Source organism: Achromobacter sp. (genome assembly GCF_057314935.1).
Genome location: NZ_DBHKZA010000005.1, coordinates 16,443 through 29,698 on the forward strand (window position 1 = coordinate 16,443; position 13,256 = coordinate 29,698).

Sequence of the window (13,256 nt, forward strand, 5' to 3'; positions counted from 1 at the left end):
GGGTCAGGCCTTGACTGCAGCCCCCGGGCGGCCACGAAGGTTGTAGGCCTTCTTGCCGCCCACGTGCTTGCGGATCAGCGTTTCGGCGCGCTTGCCGTCGCGCGCCATCAGCGCCTGGACGAAGGCCTCGTGGTCCGCGACCGCCGTCGTCCATTCGTCCAGATCGAAGTTGGACTTGTAGCGCAAGGCCTGCACCTGCAGGTTCAGCCGGTCATAGGACTGCGTCAGCGCGGGATTGTGCGCGGCGCGGTTGATGGCGATATGCGTGCCCATGCTGGCCGCGAAATAGGCGCGGATATCCCGCTTCTCGTAGTTCTCAAGCATCTGCGCATGCAGACGCGCAATCTCGGCCAGCTCCGCCTCGGACGCGCGCTCGGCGGCGCTGCGCACGGCCAATCCCTCCAGCACGGACAGCACATCGAAAATGTTCTCGATGTCGTCGGCCGACAACTCGATCACCATCGCCCCGCGCTTGGGCTGCAGCGCCACCAGGCCGTCCGAGGCCAGCATCCGGTAGGCCTCGCGCAACGGCGTGCGTGAAATCTTCAATTGATCGCACAGGTCCCGCTCATTGAGCCAGGTGCCGGGTTTCAACGTGCCGTCGATGATCAGCTGCCGCAGGCGCTCGGCCACGACCGCCGGCAGGGTCGGGTGGTGGATGGCCAAATCGGGGACGGACACTTCCGGGATCGGACTTTCAGGGTTAGCCATGGGTTGTTCACGCTCACAACATCGATTATTTTTGTATCTGGTATACCAAACACCAAAGGAATACCAACCTGACCCCATCATAAATCAAGCCACACCGGGGCAGGTCCCATCCACCAAGGAGACTCCATATGAACAAGCATGCTCGCGCCTGGACGGGCGCGCTGGCGTTGGCCGTCAGCGTGGCCGCCGCCAGCCCCGCCCTGGCGCAGGACCCGGCGAAGTGGCCAGAACGCCCCATCCGGCTGGTCGTGGGTTTTGTGCCCGGCGGCGGCACCGACGTCTCGGCGCGCATTCTGTCCGCGCGCCTGTCCACCCTGCTTGGCCAGCAGATCGTGGTCGAGAACAAGCCGGGCGCGTCGGGCCTGATCGCCGCCGACTACGTGGCAAAGGCGGACCCCGACGGCTACACGCTGCTGCTGGCGAACATGCAGTCCACGGTCGCCGCGCCCTATGTCGTGCAATCCAGCATCGATCCCATCCGGGATTTCACCGCGGTGCGCTACATCGGCTCGGTGCCCAATGTGCTGGTCGTGAATCCGGCCAAGCACCGCTACGCCACCGTCCAGAACCTGGTGGATGACGCTCGCGCCAAGCCCAAGCAGCTGCTCTACGCCTCGTCCGGCATGGGCAGCCCGCAACATCTGAGCGCGGCGCGCTTCTCGCAGATCGCCGGCGTTTCCATGGAGCACGTGCCTTACAAGGGCAGCGGCCAGGCCATGACCGACCTGCTGGGCGGCAACGTGGACATGAATTTCGACACACTGCCCGGCGCCATCAACCAGATCCAGGCCGGCAAGCTGCGCCCGCTGGCGGTCACCAGCGCCGAACGCAGCAAGCGGCTGCCCGACGTGCCCACCCTGGCGGAGTCCGGCATCAAGGGCCTGGACATCGTGCAGTGGTATGCGGTGCTGGCTCCGGCGCAACTGCCGCGTCCGATCATGGACAAGCTGGACCGGGCGCTGGCCCAGACCCTGGCCGATCCCGAGATCGCGGCCAAGCTGGCCGACCAGGGCATGGACCTGGGCGGCGGGCCGCAGACCCCCGCGGCCTTCGCCGCCTATGTGCGCGACGAATGGACCAAGTACGGCAAGCTCACCGCCAGCCTTGGCCTGACCAAACAGTGATCCCCTGCGGGGGTCCTCGCCCCCGCGCCAGATGAAAGGAACCTCATGAGCGCCCCCTCTACCACCGACTCCACGCCCATCCTGCTGCAGCGCGACGGCGACATCGCGACCGTCGTGCTGAACCGGCCCGACAAACTCAACGCCTTCACCATCGACGGCTGGCGTCTGCTTGGCGACATCTTCCTGCAACTGGACCGCGACGACAGCGTGCGCTGCGTGCTGCTGCGCGGCGCGGGTGAAAAAGCGTTCTCGCCCGGCAACGACATCAGCGAATTCGAAACGGCGCGCAGCAACAAGCGGCAGGCGGTGGAATACGGCGCCGTCATGCGCCGCACCATCGAGGCCATCGGCGGCTGCCGCCACCCGGTGGTGGCGCAGATACATGGCATCTGCGTGGGCGGCGGGCTGGAGATCGCCAGCCTGGCTGACCTGCGGATCTGCGGCGAAAGCTCGCGGTTCGGCGTCCCGATCAAGAACCTGGGGCTGGTGATGTCGTATTCGGAACTGGCGCCGCTGGTGCGCCTGGTGGGGCCGACCACCGCGCTGCAAGTCCTGCTGGAAGGAACGATCTTCGACGCCGCCGAAGCATTGCGCCTGGGCGTAGTCACGCGCGTCGTGCCAGACGGCCAAGTCGCCGAGCAAGCCCAGGCCGCCGCGCGCCGCATCGCCGACGGCGCGCCGCTAGTCGCCCGCTGGCACAAGAAATTCGTGCGCAACCTGGTCCAGGGCAAGACATTGACCGACGCCGACCGCGACGAAGCCTTCGACTGCTTCGACACCGAGGACTTCCGTACCGGCTACCGCGCCTTCCTCGCCAAGGCCAAACCGCAATTCAACGGCCGCTGAACGCGGATCAAGGAAACCTGCATGCATAACGACATCCGCGGCCCCGGCCGCCCGCCCTCCTCCCCCTCCGATACGCCCGCCGGCGCGCTGGCCGGCATGCGCGTGATCGAACTGTCGCAGATCATGGCCGGCCCGACCTGCGGCATGATGCTGGCCGACCTGGGCGCCGACGTCATCAAGGTCGAAAAGATCGATGGCGGCGACGACTCCCGGCAGTATCGCGATCCGCAGATCAACGGCATCTCGGCGCCCTACCTCATGCTCAACCGCAACAAGCGCGCCATCGCCCTGGACTTGAAGCACCCCGAAGGCAAGAAGGTCCTGCTGCGCATGATCCGCGACGCCGACGTCGTGACCGAGAACTTCCGCAAGGGCACGATGGAAAAGTTGGGGCTGGGCTACGACACGCTGCGCCAGGAGAACCCGGGCCTGATCTATTGCGCCGTATCGGGATACGGCACCACCGGGCCCTACGCCGACAAGGGCGGCTTCGACCTGGTGGCGCAGGGCTTCTCCGGCCTGATGGCCATTACCGGCGAACCCGGCGGCCCGCCGCTGCGTACCGGCAACTCCGTCGCGGACATCAATGCGGGCCTGCTGGCGGCGTTTGGCGTGCTGGCCGCCTATCAGCACAAGCTGCGTACCGGAGAAGGCCAGATCGTCGAGACCTCGCTGCTGGAAGCCAGCCTGCAACAGCTGTACTGGCACGCCGCGATCTACTTCGGCAGCGGCGTCTCTCCCGGCCCCACAGGTTCGGCGCATGTGCTGAGCGCGCCCTACCAGGCGTTCCCCACGGGCACGGACTGGATCATCATCGGCGGCGCGAACGAGAAAAACTGGCAGCGCATCGCGCAAGCACTGGGCAAGCCAGAGTGGGCGGACGATCCCCGCTACGCCCGCAACCGCGACCGCATGAATAACCGCGACGAACTGGTGGCGGAGATGTCGGCCATCCTGGAGACACGCAGCGCGCAGGAATGGCTGGACGTTTTCGACAAGGCCGGCGTGCCCGCCGGCCCGGTGCATTCGATCGCGCAGGCGCTGTCGCATCCGCAGACGTTGGCGCGCGGCATGGTGGTGGAACAGGATCACCCGGTGGCCGGCAAGGTGCGCACCGTAGGCATGCCCGTAAAGCTGTCGGCCACGCCCGCGCAATACCACCGCGCGGCGCCCAGGCTGGGCGAAGACACCGTCGCGATCCTGGGGGAGTTCGGCTACGGCCAGCAGGAAATCGACGCACTGATCGAGGGCGGCGTGGTCATGGCCGTCGACCGTGAACGCGCGCCGGCTTAGCGCTTTGTTTTGGCAGCATTGCTGGCGGTCGGTTTTGTGAGGCAGGGTTCTTGAGCCGCCGGCGTCCGGACTGCGGGATTCCGATGCTCGCCCCGGTGGGGCTGCGCTTCGGATCCCTCCGCCCGGCCACCGGCTCACGGCATTTTCCCGTGAACGGGGTCTCAAACCAACGCATGAGGCGGCCGTCAGCCGAGGACCCCGGAGCCATCCGAAGCGCAGCCCCACCGGGGCGAGCATCGGAATGGCGCAGGGCAGCCTCGGCGGCTAAAGAACCTTGACATCCGCAAGCGCTAAGCCCTGCCGCCCCGCACCCAAGATCAGCCGCGCCCTACTCGGACTCGCCCAGATAGGCCGCGCGCACCTTGGGATCGTGCAGCATGTCGCCGGCGGGCCCGGACAGGATGATCTCACCCGACTCCATCACATAGCCGCGATGGCTGTTCTCCAGCGCCAGGCGCGCGTTCTGCTCGATCAGCAGGATCGTGACGCCTTCGCGGGCGATGGTGCGCACCACCTCGAAGACCTTCTCGACCATCAGGGGCGCCAAGCCCATCGACGGCTCGTCCAGCAGCAGCAGCTTGGGGCGGGCGATCATCGCACGGCCCATCGCCACCATCTGCTGCTCGCCCCCGGACAAGGTGCCCGCCGCCTGCTTGCGGCGTTCGGCCAGGCGCGGGAACAGGGTGAAGACGCGGTCGGTGTCCTGGCGGACCTGCGCCGCATCGCGGCGGATGTACGCGCCCATCGCCAGGTTTTCCTCGATGGTCAGCTGGCCGAAGATGCCACGGCCTTCCGGCACCATGACCAGGCCCTTGCGGACCAGTTCATGCGACTTCTGACCGCCGATCGAATGGCCGCCATAAACGACTTCACCGCCCGCCAGCGGCACCAGGCCGCAAATGGCGCGCAATGTCGTGCTCTTGCCGGCGCCGTTGGCGCCGATCAGGCACACGAGTTCGCCGTCGTCCACGCGCAGGTCGATCCCGCGCACCGCGCGGATGCCGCCGTAGGCGACCTGCAGACCGCGCAGTTCCAATAAAGGTTGGGATGCCGTCATGTTGCCGGGTTCTCTTTGTGAATCAGCGGGTCCTGCGCCGCGCCGGCGCCCAGATACGCTTCGATGACCTTGGGATCGCGTTGCACCTGGGCGGGCTTGCCCATCGCCAGCACCTTGCCGTACTCCAGCACCAGCACGCGGTCGCACAGCCCCATGACCAGCTTCATGTCGTGTTCGATCAGCAGCACCGTGACGCCGTCGTCGCGGATCTTCTCGACCAGCTTGCGCAGCACCACGGTTTCCGACGCGTTCATGCCGGCGGCGGGTTCATCCAGCGCCAGCAGCTTGGGATCCGTCGCCAGGGCGCGCGCGATCTCAAGACGGCGCTGGTCGCCGTAAGGCAGCGAACGCGCGACGTCGTTGGCGCGATGGCCGATGCCCACGTAGTCCAGCAACTCTTGCGCCCGCGCTTCGATGGCGGCCTCTTCGGCCCGCGTGCTGCGCGTGCGCAGCACGGCGCCCAGCACGCCCGCCTTGGTGCGCATGTGGCGCCCGATCATCACGTTCTCGATGGCCGACAGGTTCGCGAACAGGCGGATGTTCTGGAAGGTGCGCGCCAGGCCTGCGAAGGCGACTTCATGCGGCTTCTTGCCCGACATGGATTCGCCATTGAAGGTGCAGCTGCCCTCTTCCGGGATGTACAGGCCGGTCAGCACGTTGAACAGCGTGGTCTTGCCCGCGCCGTTCGGGCCGATCAGGCCATAGATCTCGCCTTGCTCGATGTCGAAACTGACGTCCGACAAGGCCTGCAGGCCGCCGAAGCGTTTGCCCAGGCCCTGGGCTTGCAGCAGTTTGCTCATGCCGCGCCTCCTTGCGCCTTGGTGGCCAGTTCACGCTTGCGCACCGCCGACGGCCACAGGCCCGCGGGACGGAACAGCATGACGCACACCATCGCCAGGCCGAACAGCAGCATGCGGATGCCTTCAGGGTCCAGGATCACGGCGCCGAACACCATATGCTGGAACGGCTCGACGACCGCCCGCAGGAATTCCGGCAATGCGGCCAGGATCAGCGCGCCCAGGATCACGCCCGGGATATGGCCCATGCCGCCCAGCACCACCATGCACAGGATCGAGATCGATTCCATCAGCGAGAAGCTCTCGGGGCTGACAAAGCCTTGCATCGACGCGAACAGCGCGCCCGCCACGCCGCCGAACGAGGCGCCCATCGCGAACGCCAGCAGCTTGATGTTGCGGGTGTTGATGCCCATCGCCTTGGCGGCGATCTCGTCTTCACGAATGGCTTCCCACGCTCGGCCAATGCGCGAATTCTGCAGGCGCACGCACACCACGATGATGATGAGCGTCAGTGCCAGCAGCAGGTAGTAGTACTTCTCAGGCCCGGTAAAGCGGATGCCGAAAAGGCTTTCCGTCCGCCCGAACGCGAATTCGCCCACCTTGAAGGTGTCGATGCGATTGATGCCCTGCGGCCCGTTCGTGATGTTGATGGGGGCGTTCAGGTTGTTCAGGAAGATACGGATGATTTCCCCGAAGCCCAAAGTCACGATGGCCAGGTAATCCCCCCGCAACTTCAGCGTGGGGGCCCCCAGCAGCACGCCGAACAGGCACGCCACGGCCAGCGCGATCGGCAGGATCGCCCAGAACGGCAGATGCAGCCCGAAGTGCGGCGACGCCAGCAAGGCCCACGTGTAGGCGCCCACCGCGTAGAACGCGATATAGCCCAGATCCAGCAGGCCGGCAAAGCCCACCACGATGTTCAGGCCCAGCGACAGCATCACGTACAGCAACGCGAAGTTCAGGATGCGCACCCAGCTCTGGCCGGCCATGCCGATCACAAAGGGCAGCACCGCCAGCACGATGCCGATCAGCGCGATGCCGATCAGGTTGCGGGTCGACAGCCCGCTCGCTTTCAACGAGGAACTCATGCGCGGTCTCCCACACGTTCGCCCAACAAGCCGGACGGACGGAAGATCAACACCAGCACCAGCACGAAGAACGCGAACACGTCCTGGTAATGGCTGCCGAGGAAGCCGCCGGTGAGGTCGCCGATATAGCCGGCGCCCAGCGATTCGATAATGCCCAGCAGCAAGCCGCCGGCCATGGCGCCCACCATGTTGCCGATACCGCCCAGCACGGCGGCCGTGAAGGCCTTCAGGCCCAGCATGAAGCCCATCGTGTATTGGGACACGCCGTAATAGGTCGCGACCATCATGCCCGCCACGGCGGCCAGCGCCGACCCGATCAGGAACGCCGCCGAAATGACCGTATTGATGTTCACGCCCATCAGGCCCGCCACTTCGCGGTTCTGCGCGGTGGCGCGCATCGCCGTGCCCAGGCGGGTCTTGTGCACCACGGCCAGCAGGCCGCCCATGATCAGCGCCGCGATCACCACGATGGCGATCTGCAGCGTGCTCATGCGGGCGCCGGCGAATTCGAACACGTGCGGCGACAGCACCTGGGGGAAATTCAGGTAATTGCGGCCCCAACCCATCATTGCCACGTTCTGCAGGATGATGGACACGCCGATCGCCGTGATCAGCGCCGCCAGGCGCGGCGCGCGGCGCAGCGGCCGATAGGCCACCCGCTCTGCCGTCCAGCCCACCGCCATGCACAGCGGCACGGACACCAGCAAGCCCACGCCCAGCACCACGAAGGCGGACACGCCGGGGTCGCCGCCCACCAGCGAAATGGCGATCGTCGTGGCCGCCATGGCGCCGATCATGACGACGTCGCCATGCGCGAAGTTGATCAGCCCGATGATGCCGTACACCATGGTGTAGCCAAGGGCGACCAGGGCGTACACGCTGCCTAGCGTGACGCCGTTAATCAGTTGTTGAATGAAGATATCCATAGGGGCCGCGGAAATAAGCCTGGAAAAGTCGCGCGGGACGCGCAGCCGGAGCCGTTACGGGCCGGGCGCGGGGTGCGCGCCGCACACGCCGGGCGGCGAGTGCGGACAAGGTGGGCGGACGCCGGCGCGGCCGGGGTCCGCCTGGTTCAACCCGCCTTAGTTGGCCTGGCTGACCATCGTTTCAACCATCTCCCACTTGCCGTTCTTGACTTCGTAGATGGTGACCGAGATTTCCTTCAGATCGCCCTTCGCGTCGTAGGAAATATGCTCGCTGGTGGCGCCCTTGCGGTCCATCTTGGCCAGCACCGGCAGGTACTTCTCGGGCTTGGCCGATCCTGCCTGCTCGATGGCGGTGATCATGTTCCATGCGCCGTCGTAGGCGTAAGGCGCATACACGCCGGGGGCCTTCTTGAAGCGCGCCTGGTAGCGCTGTTCGAAGTCCTTGCCCGCGACCATCTTGTCCAGCGGCACGCCGGCAAGCGAGGCGAAGGTGCCGTCAGCGGCGTCGCCGGCCAGCTTGATGAACGTGTCGCTGCGGGTCATCTCGCCCGACACCAGCGGCGCCTTCAGGCCCAGCGTGGCCAACTGGCGCTTCATCGGGCCGGATTGCGCGTCCAGGCCGCCGTAGAAGATCGCGTCAGGCGCCGAACCCTTGATGTTGGTCAGGATGGCCGTGAAGTCGTTGGCTTTGTCCGTCGTGTATTCGCGGCGGACCACTTCGCCACCGGCGGCCTTGACGGCCTTTTCGACTTCGTCGGCCAAGCCCTGGCCGTAGGCGGTGCGGTCATCGATGATCGCGACCTTCTTGGCCTTCAGGTTCTGCACCATGAACTTGCCGACCGCGGCGCCCTGCTGGGTGTCGCTGGTCATCATGCGGAACGTGGTTTCGTAGCCCTGCTTGGTGTATTCGGGCGACGTCGCCATGGCGATCTGGGGCAGACCGGCCTCGTGGTAGACGCGCGACGCGGGAATCGTCGTGCCGGAGTTGAAGTGGCCCAGGATGCCCACGACGTCCTGGTCGACCAGCTGTTGCGCCACCTGGACGCCCACACGCGGGTCGGCCTGGTCATCACGCGACACCAGCACGAACTTGGCCGGCTGGCCATCGACCTTGATGCCCTTCTTGTTCGCTTCTTCCAGGGCCAGGTTCAGGCCGTTCTGCATGTCTTCGCCGTAGTGCGACTGCGGACCGGTCAACGGCGCGGCAAAGCCGAGCTTGATGTCGGCGGCGTGCGCGGCGGCCGTCATGCCAACGGCGGCGATGCTGGCGGCGAGAAGCTTCAAAGTGGTGCGGAACTTCATGGGGAATCCTCCGGGGTGTCGGACTTATTGCCTTGTTATACCTGAGCTTTTAGCCAGGCTTTTGGTTTCTTTTACTACCGCAGCCCCGGCGGTGGCCAGGTGCTGCGCATGCATTTTCTGCAAAGTCCGGATGCCGGGTTGCGACATCCGGACTTGAGGTGCGACCGGATTTTGCTTCCAGTGCAACCTTGCCCGATATTGGAGATAACCCTCAGTTACTCGACGATAACCTCAGGGCTCCGGGGGTTACCGCCCAGTCACTTTCAACCGATCGTCATGAGGCTGGCGTTGCCCCCTGCCGCGGCCGTATTGACGCTGATGGAGCGCTCGGTCAGCAGGCGTTCCGGCACGTAGCCCGCGCCGGCCGCCAAGGCGTCGGACGTCAGGCCATGGACCGACAGGATCGCGCCCGGACGCTGCGCAATGCGCTGGTTCAGCGCTTGCAGGGCGTCGCCATCGCCCTCGAACAGCACGGCCTGGTAATCCGCCTGGTCGACCTCGTCGTCGGCCAGGATGCCCGCCTGCCCTTGCTGCTCGGCATCCAGCGTGGCCAGCAGCGCCTGCGCGGCCGGCGTGTCCGCAAACCAGGCATGGTTGCCGGTCAAGCGGGCCACCGACCATTGCGCCCGTGCGCCGGCCTCGGTAGCCGCCACGCAGTAGACGGCGCCACGCGGCTCGACCATATAGGTGTTGGTCTCGCCCGTGGGGCCGGGCAAGGCCATGCGCTGCGGCAGCGGCGCCGCGGCGTCCAGCGCCGGCGGCAAGCCCGCGGGACGCGTGCCCAGCAGGCGGTACATGTACAGCGGGCCGCCCGCCTTGGGGCCGGTGCCCGACAGGCATTCGCCGCCAAAGGGCTGCACGCCCACGACCGCGCCCACGATGTTGCGGTTGACGTAGACGTTGCCGGCGTGGACCTGCCCCGTCACGTGCGCGATCGTTTCGTCGATGCGGGTATGCACGCCGAACGTCAGGCCGTAGCCGGTGCCGTTGATGGCGTCCAGCAAGGCGTCCAGTTCATCGCGCTTGTAGCGCACCACGTGCAGCACCGGGCCGAACACTTCGCGCGTCAGTTCGCTGATGTGGTCGATTTCGATGATGGTGGGGGCGACGAAGGTGCCATGGCGGCATTCGCCGTTCAGTTCGACCTGGTCCACGCGGTGGCCCGCGGTGCGCATCGTTTCGATGTGCCGCTGGATGCCGTTGCGCGCTTCGGTATCGATGACCGGTCCCACGTCCACAGACAAGCGGTCCGGATTGCCCACGCTCAGCTCGCGCATGGCGCCGCGCAGCATCGTCAGCACGTGGTCGGCGTTGTCTTCCTGCACGCACAGCACGCGCAGCGCCGAGCAGCGCTGGCCGGCCGAGTCGAAAGCCGAACTCAGCACGTCGAACACCACCTGCTCGGACAGCGCCGACGAATCCACCACCATCGCGTTCTGGCCGCCGGTCTCGGCGATCAGCGGAATGGTGTGGCCGTTGTCGTCCAGGCGGTCGGCCAGCGTGCGCGCAATGATGCGCGCCACATCGGTCGACCCGGTGAACATCACGCCGCGCACGGCGGGGCTGGCCACCAGTTGGGCGCCCACGGTCTCGCCGCGGCCCGGCAGCAGCTGCACGGCGCCGGCAGGCACGCCGGCCGCGCGCAGGATGGCCACCGCTTGCGCGGCGATCAACGGCGTCTGCTCCGCAGGCTTGGCCACCACGGTATTGCCAGCGGCCAGGGCGGCCGCGACCTGACCCGTGAAGATGGCCAGCGGGAAGTTCCAGGGGCTGATGCACAGCACGGTGCCCAGCGGGCGGTGCGTGTCGTTGCTGAATTCCTGTTCGGCCTGGTCGGCGTAGTAGCGCAGGAAATCCACGGCCTCGCGCACTTCGGCGATCGCGTTGGGCAGCGACTTGCCGGCTTCGCGCACGATCAGGCCCAGGAGGGTCTGCATCTGCTCTTCCAGCAATTGCGCCGCGCGGCGCAGGCACTGCGCCCGTTCCGCCACCGGCGTCGACTGCCAGATGGGGGCCGCGTTGGCGGCCGCGCGCAGTGCGGTGTCGGCCTCGTCGGCTTGCGCTTCGATCACATGGCCCACGGTATCGCGCAGGTTGGCGGGGTTGCGCACTTCGATGGCGCGCGCCGCATCCCAGGCCTGGTCGCCCTCGCCCAGCATCGGACCCGCGCGCCACAACGTGCCGGCGCTGGCCAGCAACGCGGCAGAAAGCGAACCCAGGCGGTGTTCATTGGTCAGGTCCAGGCCCGCCGAGTTGGCGCGGGCGCCCTGCTGCGGATTGCCATAGAGCTCGCGCGGCAGCGCGATTTTCTCGTGCGGCGCCCCCAGCGGCACGATACGCGAGGCAGCTTCCACCGGATCGGCCACCAGCGTTTCAACCGGAATGCTGTCATCGCCGATCAGGTTCACGAACGAGGTATTGGCGCCGTTTTCCAGCAGGCGGCGCACCAGGTAGGCCAGCAGCGTTTCGTGCGTGCCGACCGGCGCATAGATGCGGCACGGACGGTTCAGCTTGCCTTGGGCCAGCGGGCCCACCACTTCGTCATACAAAGGTTCGCCCATGCCGTGCAGGCACTGGAACTCGTATTGGCCGGGGTAGTAGTTCTGGCCGGCCAATTGGTAGATGGCCGCCAGCGTATAGGCGTTGTGCGTGGCGAACTGCGGGTACACGGCTTCGGGCGCGCCCAGCAACTTGCGGGCGCACGCCAGGTAGGCCACGTCGGTATACAGCTTGCGGGTGTAGACGGGATAGCCTTCCAGGCCGTCCACCTGGGCGCGCTTGATTTCGCTGTCCCAGTAGGCGCCCTTCACCAGACGCACCATCACACGATGGCGGCTGCGGCGGGCCAGGTCGATCACGTAGTCGATCACGAACGGCGCGCGTTTCTGATACGCCTGGATGACGAAACCGATGCCGTTCCAGCCGTCGAGCTCGGGCGCGAAACAGAGCGCCTCCAGCAAGTCCAGCGAGATTTCCAGGCGGTCGGCTTCTTCGGCGTCGATGTTCAGGCCGATGTCGTAGCTGCGGGCCAGCGCCGTCAGCGCTTTCACGCGCGGCAGCAGTTCCGCGATGACGCGTTCGCGCTGGCTGCGCGAATAGCGCGGGTGCAGCGCGGACAGCTTGATCGAGATGCCCGGGCCTTCATAGATGCCGCGGCCGGCCGCGGCCTTGCCGATGGCGTGGATGGCCTGCTCGTACGAAGCGTAGTAGCGTTCAGCGTCTTCCGCCGTGGTCGCGGCTTCGCCCAGCATGTCGTAGGAATAGCGGAACCCGCGCGCTTCCATCTTGCGGTTGTTGGCCAGCGCTTCGGAAATGGTCTGGCCCGACACGAACTGCTCGCCCATCATGCGCATGGCCATGTTCACGCCCTTGCGCACCAGCGGTTCGCCACCCTTGCCGATCAGGCGGGTCAGCGCCTTGGACAGCGATTGCTCGCTGCTGACGGCCACCAGCTTGCCGGTGATCATCAAGCCCCAGGTCGCGGCGTTGACGAACAGCGATTGGGAACCGCCCATGTGGGACTTCCAGTCGCCGCGAGCGACCTTGTCGCGGATCAGCGCGTCGCGCGTGGCGCGGTCGGGAATGCGCAGCAGCGCTTCGGCCAGGCACATCAGCGCCACGCCTTCCTGGCTGGACAGCGAAAATTCCTGGATCAGCCCCTCGACGCCACCGCCGGTGCGCTTGCCGCGCAGCTTCTTGACGAGGTCGGATGCCATCGCATGCACCTTTTCCAGGTTCGGCATGCGGGCCTGGCCCAGCAGCAGCGGCACGCACTCCGGCTCGGGCCGGCGGTACGCGGCGGTGATCGCCGCGCGCAGCACGGACTGCGGCTGCACATCCTGGCCAAACTCGTAGAACGGCGGCGTGGGCGCCGACTGGCTGTCGCCTGCGTCGTCTTCGGTGCCCGCATCAATGCCCAGGTGCGACATTTCGGCCGGCAGATGGCCGCGCTCGATCTTGTCCAGGTAGGCAAGGATTGCCTGCTTGTGCAGCCAGTGCGGCGTGCAATTGAGCTTGTGCGCGGCTGCCTTCAGGCGGTCGCGTAGTGCGTCATCGACTTTGACGCCAAGGGTCGTGCTGGCCATAAGAGATTGCTTCCTGTCGCATGGCAA

Annotated in this window: 10 protein-coding genes; 3 read left to right on the forward strand and 7 right to left on the reverse strand. The window is 66.5% G+C overall.

Annotation, left to right across the window (positions count from 1 at the left end):
* Positions 1-3: 3 nt before the first annotated feature.
* Positions 4-711: a GntR family transcriptional regulator gene (locus ACO6D5_RS02925; protein WP_315846658.1), complete on the reverse strand. Its 708-nt coding sequence runs from the start codon at positions 709-711 to the stop codon at positions 4-6.
* Positions 712-839: 128 nt separating this feature from the next.
* On the opposite strand from ACO6D5_RS02925, the gene ACO6D5_RS02930 reads away from it, so the two are divergent.
* From ACO6D5_RS02930 to ACO6D5_RS02940, 3 genes are read left to right on the forward strand one after another with little or no spacing between them, the layout of a single operon-like run.
* Positions 840-1,835, forward strand: coding sequence for a tripartite tricarboxylate transporter substrate binding protein (locus tag ACO6D5_RS02930; RefSeq protein WP_485824545.1), 996 nt, complete (start codon positions 840-842; stop codon positions 1,833-1,835).
* 45 nt (positions 1,836-1,880) lie between these two features.
* Positions 1,881-2,681, forward strand: a complete 801-nt coding sequence (locus ACO6D5_RS02935; protein ID WP_485824546.1) for an enoyl-CoA hydratase/isomerase family protein — start codon at positions 1,881-1,883, stop codon at positions 2,679-2,681.
* A 21-nt stretch (positions 2,682-2,702) separates the two neighbouring features.
* Positions 2,703-3,974: a CoA transferase gene (locus tag ACO6D5_RS02940; protein WP_315846655.1), complete on the forward strand. Its 1,272-nt coding sequence runs from the start codon at positions 2,703-2,705 to the stop codon at positions 3,972-3,974.
* 328 nt (positions 3,975-4,302) lie between these two features.
* Here the strand turns inward: ACO6D5_RS02940 and ACO6D5_RS02945 are convergent, their stop codons facing one another.
* From ACO6D5_RS02945 to putA, 6 genes are all read right to left on the reverse strand, one after another.
* Positions 4,303-5,031, reverse strand: a complete 729-nt coding sequence (locus tag ACO6D5_RS02945) for an ATP-binding cassette domain-containing protein (protein WP_315844988.1) — start codon at positions 5,029-5,031, stop codon at positions 4,303-4,305.
* Positions 5,028-5,831, reverse strand: a complete 804-nt coding sequence (locus ACO6D5_RS02950) for an ABC transporter ATP-binding protein (protein WP_485824547.1) — start codon at positions 5,829-5,831, stop codon at positions 5,028-5,030. Before ACO6D5_RS02950 ends, ACO6D5_RS02945 begins: the two co-directional genes overlap by 4 nt.
* Complete coding sequence (locus ACO6D5_RS02955) at positions 5,828-6,916, reverse strand: ABC transporter permease subunit (RefSeq protein WP_315844986.1); 1,089 nt, start codon at positions 6,914-6,916, stop codon at positions 5,828-5,830. Before ACO6D5_RS02955 ends, ACO6D5_RS02950 begins: the two co-directional genes overlap by 4 nt.
* A complete protein-coding gene (locus ACO6D5_RS02960; RefSeq protein ID WP_006227896.1) occupies positions 6,913-7,842 on the reverse strand; it encodes a branched-chain amino acid ABC transporter permease in 930 nt (309 codons plus the stop codon). Before ACO6D5_RS02960 ends, ACO6D5_RS02955 begins: the two co-directional genes overlap by 4 nt.
* Positions 7,843-7,998: 156 nt before the next feature.
* Positions 7,999-9,144 (reverse strand): ABC transporter substrate-binding protein, encoded by a 1,146-nt coding sequence (locus tag ACO6D5_RS02965; RefSeq protein WP_315844985.1) that lies wholly within the window; start codon positions 9,142-9,144, stop codon positions 7,999-8,001.
* A gap of 263 nt (positions 9,145-9,407) precedes the next feature.
* Complete coding sequence (putA, locus tag ACO6D5_RS02970) at positions 9,408-13,229, reverse strand: trifunctional transcriptional regulator/proline dehydrogenase/L-glutamate gamma-semialdehyde dehydrogenase (protein WP_315844984.1); 3,822 nt, start codon at positions 13,227-13,229, stop codon at positions 9,408-9,410.
* Positions 13,230-13,256: the final 27 nt, after the last annotated feature.

Bases quoted from the DNA above. Each gene is read 5' to 3' on its own strand.
- ACO6D5_RS02930 (WP_485824545.1), top strand. From the start codon at position 840: ATGAACAAGCATGCTCGCGCCTGGACGGGCGCGCTGGCGTTGGCCGTC.
- ACO6D5_RS02935 (WP_485824546.1), top strand. From the start codon at position 1,881: ATGAGCGCCCCCTCTACCACCGACTCCACGCCCATCCTGCTGCAGCGC.
- ACO6D5_RS02925 (WP_315846658.1), bottom strand. From the start codon at position 711: ATGGCTAACCCTGAAAGTCCGATCCCGGAAGTGTCCGTCCCCGATTTG.
- ACO6D5_RS02960 (WP_006227896.1), bottom strand. From the start codon at position 7,842: ATGGATATCTTCATTCAACAACTGATTAACGGCGTCACGCTAGGCAGC.
- ACO6D5_RS02940 (WP_315846655.1), top strand. From the start codon at position 2,703: ATGCATAACGACATCCGCGGCCCCGGCCGCCCGCCCTCCTCCCCCTCC.
- ACO6D5_RS02950 (WP_485824547.1), bottom strand. From the start codon at position 5,831: ATGAGCAAACTGCTGCAAGCCCAGGGCCTGGGCAAACGCTTCGGCGGC.
- ACO6D5_RS02945 (WP_315844988.1), bottom strand. From the start codon at position 5,031: ATGACGGCATCCCAACCTTTATTGGAACTGCGCGGTCTGCAGGTCGCC.
- ACO6D5_RS02955 (WP_315844986.1), bottom strand. From the start codon at position 6,916: ATGAGTTCCTCGTTGAAAGCGAGCGGGCTGTCGACCCGCAACCTGATC.
- putA (WP_315844984.1), bottom strand. From the start codon at position 13,229: ATGGCCAGCACGACCCTTGGCGTCAAAGTCGATGACGCACTACGCGAC.
- ACO6D5_RS02965 (WP_315844985.1), bottom strand. From the start codon at position 9,144: ATGAAGTTCCGCACCACTTTGAAGCTTCTCGCCGCCAGCATCGCCGCC.